The sequence below is a fragment of the Paenibacillus sp. ACRRY genome (genome assembly GCF_022346995.1).
Classification (GTDB): Bacteria; Bacillota; Bacilli; order Paenibacillales; family Paenibacillaceae; genus Paenibacillus.
On record NZ_JAKRNM010000007.1, the window covers coordinates 173,304 to 190,140 of the forward strand.

14 protein-coding genes and 1 pseudogene are annotated in these 16,837 nt (G+C 49.2%); all 15 read left to right on the plus strand.

The features are described 5' to 3' along the window. Positions 1 to 37 precede the first annotated feature (37 nt). The 15 genes and pseudogenes from MH144_RS22385 to MH144_RS22455 all read left to right on the plus strand — a co-directional run bounded on the left by MH144_RS22385 (position 38) and on the right by MH144_RS22455 (position 16,818). Complete coding sequence (locus MH144_RS22385; RefSeq protein ID WP_239304261.1) at positions 38 to 1,261, plus strand: amidohydrolase; 1,224 nt, start codon at positions 38 to 40, stop codon at positions 1,259 to 1,261. A 280-nt stretch (positions 1,262 to 1,541) separates the two neighbouring features. Further along, a complete protein-coding gene (locus MH144_RS22390; protein WP_239304263.1) occupies positions 1,542 to 2,441 on the plus strand; it encodes a histidine racemase CntK family protein in 900 nt (299 codons plus the stop codon). Next, complete coding sequence (locus tag MH144_RS22395; protein ID WP_239304264.1) at positions 2,404 to 3,210, plus strand: nicotianamine synthase family protein; 807 nt, start codon at positions 2,404 to 2,406, stop codon at positions 3,208 to 3,210. Before MH144_RS22390 ends, MH144_RS22395 begins: the two co-directional genes overlap by 38 nt. A gap of 16 nt (positions 3,211 to 3,226) precedes the next feature. Then, positions 3,227 to 4,540: an opine metallophore biosynthesis dehydrogenase gene (locus MH144_RS22400; RefSeq protein ID WP_239304266.1), complete on the plus strand. Its 1,314-nt coding sequence runs from the start codon at positions 3,227 to 3,229 to the stop codon at positions 4,538 to 4,540. A gap of 17 nt (positions 4,541 to 4,557) precedes the next feature. Next, positions 4,558 to 6,156, plus strand: a complete 1,599-nt coding sequence (gene cntA / locus MH144_RS22405; RefSeq protein WP_239304377.1) for a staphylopine-dependent metal ABC transporter substrate-binding lipoprotein — start codon at positions 4,558 to 4,560, stop codon at positions 6,154 to 6,156. Between the two features lie 35 nt (positions 6,157 to 6,191). Next, on the plus strand, positions 6,192 to 7,124 hold the full coding sequence (gene opp1B / locus MH144_RS22410) for a nickel/cobalt ABC transporter permease (RefSeq protein WP_239304268.1): 933 nt from the start codon (positions 6,192 to 6,194) through the stop codon (positions 7,122 to 7,124). Next, complete coding sequence (gene cntC, locus MH144_RS22415) at positions 7,124 to 8,020, plus strand: staphylopine uptake ABC transporter permease subunit CntC (protein ID WP_239304270.1); 897 nt, start codon at positions 7,124 to 7,126, stop codon at positions 8,018 to 8,020. Before opp1B ends, cntC begins: the two co-directional genes overlap by 1 nt. Next, positions 8,001 to 8,825, plus strand: coding sequence for a staphylopine uptake ABC transporter ATP-binding protein CntD (gene cntD / locus MH144_RS22420; protein ID WP_239304272.1), 825 nt, complete (start codon positions 8,001 to 8,003; stop codon positions 8,823 to 8,825). Before cntC ends, cntD begins: the two co-directional genes overlap by 20 nt. Next, positions 8,812 to 9,564: an ABC transporter ATP-binding protein gene (locus MH144_RS22425; protein ID WP_239304274.1), complete on the plus strand. Its 753-nt coding sequence runs from the start codon at positions 8,812 to 8,814 to the stop codon at positions 9,562 to 9,564. The genes cntD and MH144_RS22425 overlap by 14 nt, the downstream gene beginning before the upstream one ends. A 13-nt stretch (positions 9,565 to 9,577) precedes the next feature. After that, positions 9,578 to 10,786 (plus strand): staphylopine family metallophore export MFS transporter CntE, encoded by a 1,209-nt coding sequence (gene cntE / locus MH144_RS22430; RefSeq protein ID WP_239304276.1) that lies wholly within the window; start codon positions 9,578 to 9,580, stop codon positions 10,784 to 10,786. Positions 10,787 to 10,954: 168 nt separating this feature from the next. Beyond that, complete coding sequence (cntE, locus tag MH144_RS22435; RefSeq protein WP_239304278.1) at positions 10,955 to 12,181, plus strand: staphylopine family metallophore export MFS transporter CntE; 1,227 nt, start codon at positions 10,955 to 10,957, stop codon at positions 12,179 to 12,181. A gap of 280 nt (positions 12,182 to 12,461) precedes the next feature. Further along, positions 12,462 to 13,658 carry a GTP-binding protein gene (locus MH144_RS22440; RefSeq protein ID WP_239304280.1) on the plus strand — a complete coding sequence of 399 codons (1,197 nt, stop codon included), beginning with the start codon at positions 12,462 to 12,464 and terminating at the stop codon, positions 13,656 to 13,658. A gap of 72 nt (positions 13,659 to 13,730) precedes the next feature. Beyond that, positions 13,731 to 14,000 carry a 30S ribosomal protein S14 gene (gene rpsN, locus MH144_RS22445; protein ID WP_239304282.1) on the plus strand — a complete coding sequence of 90 codons (270 nt, stop codon included), beginning with the start codon at positions 13,731 to 13,733 and terminating at the stop codon, positions 13,998 to 14,000. A 5-nt stretch (positions 14,001 to 14,005) separates the two neighbouring features. Further along, a pseudogene (locus tag MH144_RS22450) lies at positions 14,006 to 15,142 on the plus strand (NAD(P)/FAD-dependent oxidoreductase). Beyond that, entirely contained in the window at positions 15,136 to 16,818 is a 1,683-nt protein-coding gene (locus tag MH144_RS22455; RefSeq protein WP_239304284.1) for a nucleoside recognition domain-containing protein, read from the plus strand. Before MH144_RS22450 ends, MH144_RS22455 begins: the two are co-directional and overlap by 7 nt. The last annotated feature ends 19 nt before the right edge of the window (positions 16,819 to 16,837 follow it).

Consider the following 16,837-nt stretch of genomic DNA (forward strand, 5'->3'; position numbering starts at 1 on the left):
ATTCTGTACATGATTTGACGATGAAGGAGGCGGCGTTATGAAGAGTGAGCTGGAACAGCCCAAGCAGCAGGCAGGGCAAGAGGAAAGAGGCAAGCAGCGCATCCCTGCTGAAACCGATGAAGCATTTGCGGAGCGGTTAATCGAGATTCGGCGGCATCTGCATCGCCATCCGGAATTGTCAGGCGAGGAAAGGGAAACAACGGATGCCATTCGAGGCTGGCTGGAAGAGGAAGGGGTACGTATCGCAGATGAATATTCACTGCGTACGGGTCTTGTCGCCGAAATCGGTCAAGGAGACGGACCTGTCGTTGCCCTTAGAGCTGATATAGATGCTCTGCCGATCCAGGAAGAGACAAAGCTTGAGTTTGCTTCCCAGGCCGCAGGCAAGATGCATGCTTGCGGGCATGATGCACATACGGCCATATTGATTGGTGCTGCACGATTGTTGAAACAGCGGGAGTTCGGGCTGCCTGGAAAAGTAAGGCTCCTGTTCCAACCTTCTGAGGAAAAAGCAACGGGCGCACGGCAGGTTATTCAGAGCGGAGCCCTGTCTGAGGTCCGAGCCGTGTTTGGTCTGCATAACAAACCGGATCTTCAGGTCGGTACGGTCGGCATCCGGGAAGGAGCACTGCTGGCAGCGGCGGATGGTTTCGTAGTAAACGTCGAAGGGGTGGGCACACATGCAGCAGTACCGGAAGCGGGAATCGATCCGATTGTTGTTGCCTCGCATATTGTAACGGCTTTGCAGGCGATTGTGAGCCGCAATGTCGGTGCACAGGAGAGCGCCGTGATCAGTGTGACCAAGATTCATAGCGGTACAGCCTGGAATGTCATTCCCGATCAGGCCATATTGGATGGCACGGTGCGTACCTTTGACGAGAAAGTCCGTGCACGTATTCGCGAACGATTCAACCAGGTTGTGGCTGGTGTGGCGGCTGCATACGGTACACGGGCGACGGTTCGCTGGATTCAGGGACCTCCTGCGGTGGTTAACGATGCTTCGCTGGCTTCCGCGGCGGAACAGGTGGCGGGGGAAGTGGGGCTGAACAGTGTCAGACCACTGCCTTCTCCGGCAGGAGAGGATTTTTCCTTTTATCAGAAGGAGGTTCCGGGCCTGTTCCTTTTCCTGGGTACATCCGGACCACATGAGTGGCATCATCCTGCATTTGATCTGGATGAACGGGCGCTGCCGCTGGGAGCACATCTGCTCGCTGCTCTGGCAGAGCAAGCGCTCCAAAACCTGCAGGTGCAGAATGATTGATGAGATCTACGTAAGAAGCAAACAGTGTGCTTTGAAGAGACGGTTACCCTTATGGGGTGACCGTTTTTTTTGTCTGGTAGGCAGAGAAATGTATGCACAACAAAGAGATGGATTCAAAACAAAGAAGCTTCTTGAAATGGAAAAATATTGTTGACGACCTCAATTTTGTATGCTATATTTTTCTCGATTATTAATAGTAAAAATTACTATTAAGGGGAAGCGGACAGCGTACAAGTCAAACTCATCCGAATCTGAATGAACAGGAATAGAGGTAGCTGGGATGAAACAGGAGATCGAATTTATCAAGTTTAATCCAACACAGAATATGACGGTTTTGGTGAAAACAAGTCATCCAGCAGAGGAATACCAACATATCGCTTCAAGCATCATGTCCTACGATCATGTATATGCGGAGCAGGTCGGATTTATTGTGCCGGCCCTTCAGCACGGAGCTGCAGCACGGTTGCAGATGGCCGGAGGGGAGTTTTGTGGTAATGCCTGTATGGCTCTGGCAGCCTACCTTGCATCTGAACAGAAGATGGATTCTCAAGATTATACTGAATTGCTGCTTGAGGTCTCGGGTACAGAGCAGTTGATCACCTGCCAAGTGAAGAAGCAGCTGAATGAATACTTTTGTCAGGTGACCATGCCGATTCCCAGACAGATTGAACGGCAGACCATAACGTACGAAGGATTCGATCTGGATATGATTATTGTCCGGTATGAGGAATTCATTCATATCGTGGTGGAGGTGGACGGGTTCGATGATGGGATCCGAACAAGAGCACAGAACCTCGCGCGTCTGCTGGGACTAACTCTGGGAGATAAACTGATTGGCATTTTGTTGTTCAATCCACGTTCGGAAGAGTTGGATCCACTAATTTATGTTCCGGGACTGGATAGCCTGATATGGGAGAGAGGCTGCGGTTCAGGTACAGCTTCGCTTGGCGCTTACCTTGCGTGGAAGACAGGAGGAGAGATTACCGCCCGAATTAAACAGCCCGGAGGTTCGATCAACGTCGTAGCCCTGTTTGCTGAACATGGGCTGGGCAGTATTCACATTGAAGGTTCTGTCGGTATTGTGGCACAGGGGACAGCTTTTATTGATGTACAACAGATGGACATGAATAAGGGGGAAGCACATGAATACGGTCGTGGATTTTACCAGACAGTTGAATGATTTCTTGAATACCTTTGAACAACTTGCCCGGAAATATGATCATTCCATTCATCATGCGGAACAGATGGAGCTGGCCATCAATGCCTATTCCCACTGGATCACCGATAAACGTCATGAGCCGTTCTGGGCAGAGAAGGAGCATGAAGAGGACACCGGCTTCAAACAGCTTGTACTGGATTTAAGGCATCAATCCTCCCGCTGCGTAGCGATCATGGAGAAATATCGGGCATTGAAGCTGCAGCAAGGAGAAATGGAGATTGCGGATTATTTCAAAAATATTGAGGAATGCATCGAGAAGGAATTCGGCAGTTTCCATGTGACTTCAGACTCCAAGGTGCTTCTGATCGGATCGGGAGCATTTCCAATGACTCCCCTGCTTATCGCCAGAAGGACGGGGGCACAGGTGGTAGGCATTGATATTGATGAAGAGGCGATCGGGTTAGGGCAGACTGTTGTGAATTCATTGGGGGCCGGTCTCCGCATCCATTTGCGGAAGGCATCTGTTCAGGAGCTCGATTTTACGAAAGAAGCCACGCATATCATTTTCAGTTCCACGGTCGCCATGAAGTATGACATCCTGGATCAGCTTCATTCGCTCACCAATGAGCACGTTGTTGTTGCGATGCGATATGGCAATGGATTGAAGTCCTTGTTCAATTACCCTCAGCAGGAGACGGACCCGCTGAAATGGCGATTGGTCGATAACATTTTGCGACCACACGATGTGTTTGACATTGCACTGTATCAGAAACCTTCGCATGTCGGATAAGGAGAAGGAGGCACATATGATTGGTTTTGAACGAGTCTTAATCATGGGAACTGGGCCTGCATCCGTTCAACTAGCTGTATTATTCAAGAAACAACGAGGCTCCACCATTGGTGTGGCAGGAAGGGAATCGATTAGATCCAATGAATTCTTCGGTGCATTGGACCGGCACGATCAGCACATTCGCGTAAGCGTTCAGAATGAGAAGCATCGGAGCATGGCAGGCGAGTGTAGAGTGGATCGGATTTTTACGGGGTACAGCCGAATTGAAGGCAGCTGGGATACGCTGATTCTGGCTGTCACGACAGATGCTTATGTTCAGGTATTAAGACAGGTGAATCCGGACGTTCTGAAGCAGGTCCAGTGCATCGTGCTGGTATCTCCCACATTTGGATCGAACCGCCTTGTTCATCAGTATGTAAGCGAGTTAGGGTACACACCCGAGGTGATCAGTTTCTCGACCTATTGCGGAGATACGCGATGGGCGGATCGTCAGCCCTCCAATCATGTCGTGACAACCGGAGTGAAGAAAAAACTGTATATCGGTTCCACTCGGACCCCTTCAGAAGCAGTGAACGAATTATGCATTATGGTTGATCAGCTCGGAGTGGTGATGGAAGTGATGGCCTCCCCGTTTGAGGCGGAGACGCGAAACATCTCGCTGTATGTGCATCCGGCGTTATTCATGAATGATTTTTCTTTGAACGCGATCTTTGGAAATGCTGACGTCCAGACGTATGTCTACAAGCTCTACCCGGAAGGGCCCATCAACCAACAGCTCATTCGGGATATGCTCGCAGGATGGAAAGAAATCATGAGGATTACAGACCTGCTGCGCATAAGGCCGCTCAACCTGCTTCAATTCATGACGGACGATAACTACCCGGTTCATTTGCAGAGTTTATCGCGCTCTGATATCGAAGAATTTGTCGGTTTGCAGGACATACATCAGGAGTATTTGCTGTACATACGGTATACCTCGTTACTGATTGACCCTTTCTCGCAGCCGAACGAACAAGGGAAATATTTTGACTTTTCGGCCGTGCCATTCCGGAAGATGTTCATCAATCACGAAGGACAGCTTGAGATCCCAAGGATGCCCCAGGAAGATTATTACCGCATCAAAATCATTCAGGGCATTGCAAGGCATCTCCGGGTGGATTGCCCTACCATAGACAAATTCATCGCAACCTATGAGAACAAACTGGTGCAAGTGGCACAGGAACAGAGAGAGTTACCTTTATCCAGTGCATTTCAGATCCGGACGTTTGCTGGTGATCTGAACATGATCTGTGAAGGGCTTGAAATCGATCATCAGGAGGAAACGTTGTGAAAAAGGGAAGATCCAGTATGGGCTTAAGTATTATATTCGCGCTGGTGTTGGTCGTATTGGCCGGTTGCGGCGAGAAGGGAACTGCACAGACGGGAGTAGCCGAGGGAGAGAAGAAGACGGATCTGATCTATGCTTCTGCCAAGGATATTAATGATATGAATCCCCATTTGTACACAGGCTCCATGCCTGCTCAAGGTATGGTATATGAGTCATTGGTAGAGAACACGGCAGAAGGCATTCAGCCCTTGCTTGCGGAATCATGGGATATTTCCGAGGACGGAAAGGTCTATACCTTTCATTTGCGAAAAGACGTAAAGTTCCAGGACGGAGAACCTTTCAACGCCGAGGCGGTCAAAGCTAATTTTGACGCGGTCCAGGCCAATAGTGAGAAACATGCGTGGATTAAGCTGTCCACCAAAATTGTGAGTACAAATGTCATTGATGAACATACGGTTGAACTGGTGCTGTCCAGCACCTATTATCCGACATTGGTTGAATTGTCCATGACCCGGCCCTATGTGTTCATTTCTCCCAAAGACATGATCAATGGCGGGACCAAAGATGGTGTGAATGGTTACCATGGAACAGGGCCATACATGCTTACGGAGCATAATGTAGACGAGAATGCGACGTTTGAGGCGAACGAAAGTTATTGGGGAGGCAAACCCGAGATTCAAAAAATCGTAGCCAAAGTTCTCCCGGCAGGAGAGACAACCTTTCTGGCCCTGCAAAAAGGCGAAATTGACTTCGTGTTCACCGATGACCGGGGTGCGGACAGTATTGATGTTCATGCCATGAATCAACTGGCGGAATCAGGGGAGTATCAGGTCATACGAAGTGAACCGATGAACACAAGCATCATTGCGGCCAACAGCAGCAAAAAGCATAACCCGGTCAGTGAAACAGCCGTTCGGGAAGCCATTTGGCATGCCATTGATCGGGATACCATCAGCAACGACATCTTTGAGGGAACACAGACACCTGCCCAGACTTTATTCTCTTCCAATGTGAACTACGCCGACGTGGAATTGAAGACACGGCCTTATGATGTAAGTTCAGCAGAGAAGCTGCTGGACGAAGCGGGCTGGACTTTAGGCAGTGGTGCTGCTGTACGAACCAAGGAAGGGCAAGAGCTGAAGATGGATTTATATTATGACAGCAACTCCTCTACGCAGAAAACACAGGCTGAATACATTCAGAATGAATTGAAAAACATCGGTATCCAGCTATCGATCATCGGCGAAGAATCCTCATCCATCGCTAACCGAAGATCAACGGGCGAGTATGATCTGCTGTTTAATCAAACGTGGGGGCTGGCTTATGATCCACAGAGCACCATTTCTGCCTTTGCCTCAAGCTCAGCCTATCTGCATACAACAAGCGGAATGCCTGATGCCGAGGAACTGTACGCCAAGATTGAAGACGTGATGGTGTCCACCGATGAGAGTGCAAGGAAAGCACTGTATGCTGACATCATGAATATGGTTCACGAGGAAGCTGTGTTTATCCCTCTTACCAACGGAAGCATGACAATCGTGGCACCCAAAAATTTGGATGGCATTGCGTTTAAGCAGACCCAGTTTGAGCTGCCATTTGAGCGTATGAAATTTCAATAGGTTCCATTGGATTTTATGTGAAAAAGGAGATGGATATGGGGAGTTTTATCGTCAAACGGATTCTGCTCGCAATACCCCTGCTGCTGATTATTTCGTTTCTAACCTTTGTTCTGATTAATCTGTCACCGCTGGATCCTGCCGTTGTTGTACTCCAGGCGCAGGAAGTTCCGCAGATTACGGATGAGCTGATTGCCCAAACCAAGGCGGAGCTCGGCATGGATCGGCCGTTTATGATTCAATATGGAAACTGGCTGCTGGCCTGTCTTCAGCTGGACTTTGGCGATTCCTATGTAACCGGAAATTCCGTCTGGTCCATGATTGGCCCGGCATTTGTGAACACGCTCAAATTAACGCTGATATCTTCTGTCTTCATTATTCTCTTCTCGATCCTGTTAGGTGTGATCTGTGCGATGAGGGAAGGGAAGATGATGGATAAGTCTGTACGTGGCTTCTCCTTCCTGCTCACGGCGATACCTTCCTACTGGCTTGCAGCTATGCTGATCTGGTACTTCTCCGTCAAGCTTGATCTGCTGCCCACCAGCGGAATGGATTCACCGCAGAGCTATATTCTTCCGGTCATTGTCATTACGGTAAGTTATGTAGGTATCTACTTCAGGAGCGTCAGAAGTTCCATGCTTAATAATTTAAACGAAGATTATGTTCTATACGCGCGAGCCAGCGGAATCCCCGAGAGAAAGGTAACACGGCATATCTTGCGGAATTCGCTGCAGGTGTCCGTTTCCATCTTTTGTATGGCCATCCCTATTGTGCTTGGAAGCACGGTTGTGATTGAAAATGTGTTCGCCTGGCCAGGTCTGGGCCGATTAAGCGTCAGATCCATCCTGAGCCGGGATTTTCCGATTATCCAGGCGTACGTGCTTATTCTGGCTGTCACTTTTGTGCTGTTTAATACGCTTTCCGATATCGTGAACGCGGCACTGAATCCCAAGCTTAGAAAGGAATTCTAATGAGAAACCTTCGCAATTTAAGCCAGGATAAGCTCGCCATGGCGTCTCTTGCCTTTATCGTTGTGATGATTGTCGCTGGCATTTGTGCTCCCTTGTTTGCACCGCATGATCCCGAAGAGGTGAACATGAAGCTCAGATACGCATCAGCATCGTGGTCGTATCTCCTTGGCAATGATCATCTGGGCAGATGTGTGTTGTCGAGGCTGATCTATGGCATTCGGCCAAGTGTACTGTGGGTATTGGTTGCTCTGCTGGCCTCTGTTCTTTTGGGGGCCCTCGTGGGGTTCATCTCTGGTTACTTCAAAGGAAGAACCGATGCCATCCTCATGAGGATCTGTGATATTATGCTTTCTTTTCCGGGATACGTGATGACGCTTGCGGTAGTTGGCATTTTGGGTGCAGGTCTTGAAAATATTCTGATCGCCTTTGTGGTCATGAAATGGGCATGGTTTGCCCGGGTTATTCGTACATCGGTCATGCAATATTCCGAGATGGATTATGTGAGATTCGCCCGGGCTTCGGGTATCAGCCACCTGCGCATCATTCACAAGCACATTTTGCCCGTTACCTTTTCCGACATTGCTGTCATTTCGAGCAGCTCCATTTGCTCCATGATCCTGCAAATTTCCGGGCTGTCGTTTCTCGGATTGGGTGTTCAGGCACCGCAAGCCGAGTGGGGCATGATGCTGAATGAGGCCAGAGAAGTCATGTTCTCCAGGCCAGAGCTGATGCTTGCGCCAGGTCTGGCAATTGTTTTGGTCGTATCGGCATTCAATTTTCTGTCCGATGCGCTGCAAGTGGCGCTTGACCCCAAATTGATGACGTCCAAACCGGGCGGCAAGCTTCGCGGAAGGAAGAGAGGTGAACAGGTGTCTTATGAATATATTGGAAGTTGAGCAACTGCGGATATGGGATGCCCATACGGAAGAAGTCATCGTGCCCAATAGCTCATTCCAGTTGAAGCAAGGTCAGTGCCTCGCCATTGTAGGGGAAAGTGGGAGTGGCAAGTCGATGACATGCAGGTCCATCATGCGCCTGAATAAACCAGCCATCCGGCAGTCCGGCCGGATTCTGTTCCAAGGGGTAGATTTGAACCAGCTCACCGAGCAGGAAATGCGCAAAAAAAGGGGCCGGAATCTGTGCATGATTCTCCAGAACGGAATGGGTGCATTTGACCCCTCCTGCGTGATCGGTGTTCATCTGAGAGAGACCCTTCAGGCGCATTACGGATGGAATGCCAAGGAAGTGGAGCAGAACATGAAATTGGCCATGGAACGCGTCATGCTGAGAAATCCGGTGCACATCATGAATCAATATCCTCACCAGTTGTCAGGAGGCATGCTGCAGCGAATCATGATTGCGCTGGCACTCGTGCTGGAACCGGATGTGATCATAGCGGATGAACCTACAACGGCTCTGGATACGATTTCCCAATACGAAGTGATCGAGCAGCTGATCCAATTGCGGGAACGGATGGGATGCTCCATGATCTTTATTTCGCATGATCTGGGAGTCGTACGGAAGATCGCGGATGAGGTTCTGATCATGAAGGATGGACATATTGTGGAGTCGGGCAGCATTCACTCCGTCTTTTCGAAACCGCAGCACCCGTATACACAGTTTTTGGTATCCACCCGCCGGGAGCTAAGCCATCATTTCAGGCAACTGATGCAGGAGGAACAGCATATTGCTAAACGTTGATCATGTTCATAAATCCTATCCACTAGGCGGCTTGTTTTCCGGAGGCCGGAAATCCGTTCTGCATGATGTCAGTTTTGAATGCTCGCGCGGAGAATGCCTGGGTATCATCGGGGAGAGCGGGAGCGGAAAATCCACCTTGGGCAGACTGATTTTGGGGATGGAACGCCCGGAGCAAGGGAAGATTTCGCTCGAAGGCAGATCTGTGCTGGACAGAAAGGCGAGAAGGGGCCGGATCAGTGCTGTTTTTCAGGATTACAAGTCGTCGATCAATCCGTTTTTTACGGTCGAGGAAGCCATTATGGAACCATTACGCCTACAAAAAAAGAATCCGGAAGGCAATGCCCATTCGCTCAAAATCGATGTGCTGCTTAGCCAGGTGGGGCTGGACAACTCATACCGATCCAGGTACCCACATGAATTGTCAGGAGGAGAAGTTCAGCGGGTTTGTATCGCCAGGGCCATCTCAACAGAGCCTCAGTGCATTGTGCTGGACGAAGCAATCAGTTCATTGGACGTATCGGTTCAGACTCAGGTGCTCCATGTGCTGAAAGAGCTGAAGGAGATCTATCAGTTGACTTATATTTTTATCACCCATGATATACAGGCAGCTGCTTATATTTGTGACAGAGTGGTCATTTTCAGGGAGGGTCGCATAGAAGAAATGGTGCCCATCGAGCAGCTGAGAACCGTGAAGTCCGAGTATGCGAGAAAGCTGCTGGATCATTTAATTACTTTCTAAAGGAGAACACACCGTGAGTGGAGCATTGTCATGGCCTTTTCTGCGTTTATATCTATTGACGCTCTTATACTTTAGCGCTAACGCCATCCTCAATGTCATCATCCCTTTAAGAGGTGAATCATTAGGGGCAAGCAGCACTGTCATTGGTCTCGTCATGGGAGCGTACATGTTCACAACGATGTTTTTCAGGCCATGGGCAGGTCAGATTATCCAAAAGCATGGCCCGATCAGAATTCTTCGAATCATTCTGATTCTGAATGGGCTGGCGCTGATCCTGTATACCTTTACCGGATTGGGGGGCTATTTTGTAGCCCGTGCCCTGCAAGGTGTGTCTACCGCCTTTTTCTCCATGGCGCTCCAGATCGGCATCATCGATGCATTGCCCGAGAAGGATCGTTCACAGGGGATTTCATACTACTCCCTCTTTTCCTATATTCCGGGCATTGCCGGGCCGGTGCTTGCTCTGGGACTGTGGAATGCGGGCGGAATGGATTATTTCTCAATCTTCATGATCGTGATTGCCATGATAACGGGACTGTTTGGTTACAGTATCAGGATGGACAAGACGAAGGAACCAGGGATTGACGCAGCACAGGACAAGACTGGACAGAAAACGGGTATGCTGGCTTCCTTCGGGGAGCTGATCCAAAATCCGTTTTTGTTCAAATGCAGTGTCATTATGCTCATCTCGTCGATTGTGTTCGGTGCCATAACCGCGTTTATTCCGCTTTACGCTCCACAATTGAATCACGGAAATGCCGGCGTGTTTCTGATGATTCAGGCCGCAGTCGTTGTGGTTGCCCGTATTGCGCTTAGAAAAAAAATCCCCTCGGACGGAACATGGCACTCTTCATTTATGATGGGAACGATGCTGCTTCTGACACTCGCTGCTGCGTGCGTAGGACTGTCCATGCAGGCAGGAGGAATCCTATTTTATCTGGGCGCGGGACTCATGGGAATTGCGCAGGCAATCGTATATCCAACGCTGACAACCTATCTGTCCTTTGTCCTGCCACAGACGAACCGCAACGTGCTCATTGGTTTATTCATTGCAACGGCGGACTTGGGCGTTTCGCTTGGGGGTGTCGTTATGGGACCAGTCGCTGACCTGTCTTCTTTTTCCGGAATGTATTTGATATGTGCAGTACTTGGAGCGCTGATGATTATTTTTGCGTATGACCGTAGGGGACTATTGTCAGCAATGAGATCGAAGGAAGGCTGATGCGGAATGCGTCGGCTTTTTTCTGTTGTTTCAGTGTAAGCATACGAAGTAAGCATACAATTTCATTGACAAGACAAGCAGTATACGATAAATTGTCCTTTTAATCATAATGATTACGATTATTTGGTACAGATGTTCCGGCCATAGTGAGAAAGTGGGGACAAACTATTGGATGCTACTGCAAACAATCATGGCAAATTAAATCCGGTCTCGTTTTCCTTTATCCGGTTTTATATGCTGGCTTTTTTATTTTTTGCCGCAAATTCGGCCTTAACGATTATTCTTCCACTGAGAAGTGAGGCAGCAGGGTTAAGTCAGGCCGAAATTGGCCTCATGATGGGAGCTTACATGTTCACTTGTATGCTTTTGAGGCCACTGGCTGCACAGCTTCTGGGGAAACATGGTCCCCTCCGGGTCATGCAATGGCTGCTGCTTTTGCATGCCGTAACACTGGTGCTTTTCATGATTGGTGATGTGGATGCTTACCTCTGGCTTCGGGCATTGCAAGGCGTGGCGACTGCGTTTTTCTCCATGACCATGCAGGCTGGCATTGTGGAAAAGCTCGAAGATAGGGACCGGGCACAGGGGTTATCGATGTATACACTCTTTACGATGGTTCCCTCTCTTATCGTTCCGATTCTGGCGATACAAATCTGGGAAAGTGCCCGCGAGATATGGTTTACGGTCCTCATGATTGGTTTGGCTGTACTGCCACTGCTAATCGGATACCGTGTAGATCTGCCCAGGCGTACGGTGCAAAATCAGTCATATACGCTAAGGGACATGATCCGCTCCTTTCGTGGTATTTGGCGCAGTACACCACTGTTGATCAGCAGCGTAGTCATGCTGTGTGCTTCCTGCGTATTTGGAGCAACGGCGACGTTTCTTCCGCTGTATATGGTATCGACGGGACTTGCGAGTGCCGGGGTGTTTTTAACGATCCAGGGACTGGTTGTTATTCTATGCCGATTTATGCTGCGCAAAAAAATACCTTCCGACGGCAGCTGGAATACCTGGCTAATTGCCGGATTACTGCTGTGTGCAGCTCTGGGAACCCAGATGCTCGCACTGCTGGAGCTCATTGGTCCCCTGGTGTACTTGTCCGCGGTGTTTAGTGGTTTTGCCCTGGCACTCATGTATCCCACATTAACGACATACCTGTCTTTCGTGCTCCCTGCCGATTCCAGGTATGTATTGATGGGCATGTTCATGTCCTCCTACGATCTGGGTTTCTCCTTGGGCGGACTCGCCATGGGCTTGATTGTTCAGAACAGCTCCTATTCCACGATGTTTACGATCTGTACGTTACTTTCCTTGGTTGCCATGATGCTGGTCGTCATATTTAGAAAACGGATGGAATCAGGAAATGGAGAAAGGCTCTCTACTGCAAACTGAGAAAACTCTCTGGACAGGCAATGCTTTGTTATGTGCTGGTTTAACGACTCGTACTGGCTGACCTTAGACTGCTATTTGGATGCAAAAGTTAAAAGGCTTACGGACTAATTTTCGGGAGGCATCATGATGATGCGAACTACCGGAACCAGATCGTAGGTCTTTTTTTTACAGAAATGATTTGACAAGAGAAGCCAACAGGATTATAGTCATTGTTGTTAATCGTAATAATTACTAATAAGGCTGATAACCTATTGGCTGTCGCTATAAGGAGCAGATATAAATGATACAAAAGCAAGTTCCGGTAACGGTCCTCAGCGGTTACCTTGGTTCAGGTAAAACGACGGTGCTTAATCATGTATTGCACAATCGGCAGGGGCTTAAGGTAGCCGTCATTGTGAATGACATGAGTGAGGTGAACATTGATGCAGCGCTGGTCAAGGGGGAAGCCACGTTGTCAAGAACGGAAGAGAAGCTGGTTGAGCTATCCAATGGCTGCATCTGCTGCACGCTGCGGGATGATCTGATGCAGGAAATCGAGAAACTGGTGAACGAAGGCCGGTTCGATTATATCCTGATTGAATCCACGGGCATCAGTGAGCCAGTTCCGGTAGCGCAGACCTTTACATACGCCGATGAAGAATCGGGTATTGATCTGACAAGTCTGGCGAAGCTGGACTGCCTGGTAACGGTGGTGGACGCCAACCGGTTCTGGCATGATTTTGCCTCAGGACAGAGCCTTCTGGATCGGCATCAGGCAGCAGGAGAGGAAGATACCCGTGACGTGGTGGATTTGTTGATTGACCAGATTGAGACGTGTGATGTCCTGCTGCTGAACAAATGTGATCTGGTCGATGAAGTGGAGCTGAACAAGCTTGAAGGTATCATCCGTAAACTTCAGCCCCATGCCAAGATTATTCGGACAGTGAAGGGGCAGGTGAATCCTGCTGAGATTTTGAATACCGGTCTCTTTGATTTTGAAAAAGCGAGCATGTCAGCCGGATGGATTCAGGAGCTGGAAAAAGAATCACACACCCCCGAGACGGAAGAGTACGGAATTGGCTCCTTCGTGTACCGTCGCAGAAAGCCATTCCATCCCTCACGTCTGGCTGAGTTCATGAGCTACTGGCCGGAAGAGGTCGTTCGCGCCAAAGGCCTGGTTTGGCTGGCGGCTGAAGGAGACGTTGCAGCAAGCCTGAGCCAGGCGGGGCCTTCCATTCAGTTTGGACCTGCAGGACACTGGGTCGCGGCCTTGCCGGAAGCGGACAAGGAATTGATTTTTCGCACCGAGCCGGATGTCCTGGAAAAATGGGATGCCCAGTGGGGAGACCGTCAGACCGAGCTGGTGATGATCGGGATCGAGATGGAGCGTGACATGATTGAGGATGAGCTGGACCAGTGTCTGCTTAGTGATGAGGAGATGCAAGCCGATTGGGGAGGGTTTGATAATCCCCTGCCGTGGCCTGTTGAAACTGTCTGATCGGAAGAAGGTTCTGTAATCGGAATTGTAAGGTGTAACATGTTCAAAAAAATCGTAGAGGAGCTGTAAATGATGGCCAAAAAATCAAAAGTCGTTCGTGAAAAACAGCGTCAGGCAACGGTAGCCAAGTACGCAGAGTTGCGCCGGGAGCTGAAGGAAAAAGGAGATTACGAAGCACTGCAGAAGTTGCCGCGTAACGCCTCTCCAACGAGATTGAAAAATCGCTGCGAACTGACGGGACGTCCAAGAGGATATTTGCGCAAATTCAAGGTTTCACGTATTGTCTTCCGCGAACTGGCCCATCAGGGACAGGTTCCGGGTGTGACCAAGTCCAGCTGGTAAAATGGATGAGCCATTCATTTGATTATGATTGTGTCATCGTAGGAGGGGGGCCAGCCGGTATCGGTATGGCCTCTGTTCTGCAGGATCTGGGTATGACTCGATTCACTGTTCTGGAACGCCATGAAGTTGGGGCGACTTTTCTAGCATGACCTGAGGAAATGCGACTGATCACGCCTTCCTTTACAAGCAATGCCTACGGCATGATGGATCTGAATGCGGTCGCGTTGAAGACATCGCCTGCGTATACGCTGGGCACAGAACATCCAACAGGATTGGAGTATGCACAGTATCTGCAGGTAGTGAGCCAGTATAGGAAATTACCTGTGCAAACGGGAGTGGACGTGTCAGAGGTAATCCCAGAGAATGACGGTTTTCGTCTGATTCACTCGGGTGGAGAATTACGTTCAAGGTATGTGATCTGGGCGGCTGGTGAATTCCAGTATCCTAAGCTGGATTCCTTTTCAGGGGCCGAATATGGTGTACATAGCAGCTTGTTCTCGAGCTGGACAGCAGTCCAGGGAGATGAATGTGTCATCATTGGTGGATATGAGAGCGGGGTGGATGCAGCTATTCACCTGAGCAAATTAGGAAAAAAAGTAACGGTGATTGATCGAAACAGTCGTGGTTTGTCCAAGGGGAGCAGTGATCCAAGTGTGGAACTCAGTCCCTATACCAAAGATCGCCTCCGAACGGAAATGGTGCACGAGCGAATACACCTGATACAGGGGTACGAGGTTAAGTGGCTAGAGCCAGAAGAAACAGAAGGTTATGCCTTATACTGTGAAAATGAATTCGGTGATTCGCATTTAATTAAGACAGCGCAGGCTCCGGTTCTTGCGACAGGATTCCAAGGCAGTCTACACCTCATCGAGCATCTAATCGAGCGTAACAAGGAAGGTCAGCTCCAATTGGGAGCAGCCGATGAGTCGACGATTACTTCGGGACTGTTCGTCACCGGACCGCAAGTCCTGCATGACCACCTCCAATTTTGTTTTATATATAAATTCAGACAGCGCTTCGCCGTTGTGGCCAAGGCGATTGGAGAACGGCTTGGCCTGGATCTGACACCTCTGGATATCTATCGGCAGGAAGGAATGTTTCTCGACGACCTGTCTTGCTGTGGTGAAGATTGCACATGTTGAATTCTGTCTTGCAGCAAATTGATGAACCCAGCAAAGTAGTACTGGTCGGCTTGGAATCCGCAGGGAAATCAGCGCTCTTTCGGGGACTTTCAGGTAGGGATACCGGGGAAGAGGCCAATTTTCGCGGATCGACTGTTACCGTTCGGAGAACAGTATTGCCTGAATATGAGCATGAACTGATTGATACACCGGGAATCCGGCTGAAGGATGACAGTGTCACCACGATGCTTGCATTACGTCAACTGGCAGAAGCAGATACGATTGTGCTGGTTATACGTGCACCTTCGGTCAAGACGGATCTACCTTTACTACTCGACATGTTGGACATTGCAGGTATTAATGTCGTTTTGGTGCTCACTTTTGTCGATAAATGCGGTCCTGGATTAATGGATCAAGTCAGCTATTACCGTAAAGGTCTTGGCGTTTCTGTATTGCCGGTGAACGCAAAGCTTATACAGGATGACTCACGCGAGCTATTATTCAGAGCGATTGCAGCTGCCAGGCCGATGAAGAGAACTCCTGAAATTCAATCCCCGCCACCATCTGCTGTAATTGAACCGGCAGTGACTGTCTTTGAGCATTCAATTTGGGGTAGACTCTGGGCTCTGGCTGCACTTGTATTATTGTTTGCTGTACCGGTCTATGTAGCTTACCTGTTCTCCAACTGGATGCAACCTTATGCGGAGGATTGGATTGTTGAACCTCTTCGCGGGGCCATATCCGGCTTATGGAGTCCATTTCAATCCATATTTTTAGGAGATTACGGCATATTCAGTTTGGGATTATATTCGTTTATTTGGGCCTTTCCAGTGGTGTTTCTGATTGGAGTTAGTGTGGCAGTTACAGAGGAAAGCGGACTGAAAGACCGAATTACCGATTCACTGGACGGATGGATGCGAAAAATCGGCTTGAATGGAAAGGACTTGATTCCGGTACTCAGCGGTTTTGGATGTAATGTGGTCGCTGTGTTTCAGAGCCGCACTTGTAGTTCATGCACGCGCAGAACCTGTGTTTCCATGATCGCCTTTGGTTCGGCATGCAGCTATCAGATCGGTGCATCACTGTCGATATTCAGCTCGGGTGGAAAACCGTGGTTGTTCTTCCCTTATATGCTTGTACTTGTGCTTGTTGGTGCCCTTCATACCCGGCTGTGGAATCGAAAGCAGTTGGAGCCGACGGGGCCTTTGCTTGCTAACCGTACATTTCTGCAAAAGCCCTCATGGCGTTCCATAAGCTGGCGTGTGAAGTCCATAATGAAGCAGTTTCTTACACAGGCGATGCCTATATTTATCGGCATATGCATCGTGGCCACACTTTTGGAACAGACGGGTATCTTGTCTGTGCTGACCCGTGCATTGGCACCCGCACTTACACTTGTTCATCTGCCAGCTGAGGCTGCAGGAGGTATTTTATTTTCCATTTTGCGAAAAGACGGCCTGCTGGTGTTAAACCAGGATCAAGGTTCTTTCATTACAGGTTTGAGCGGAGAACAGTTATTCATTCTGGTATATCTTGCCTCCACATTAACGGCTTGTTTGGTTACGCTGTGGACGGTACGCAAGGAACTAGGAGCATTCTTTGCCTTAACAATGGCATCCAAACAGCTTTTAACTTCGATTGGGAGTGCCTTGCTGTTGACCTGGTTTTGGCAGGGAATTCTAATGACTATCTATTGATGTAAATGCTAAAAAGGAG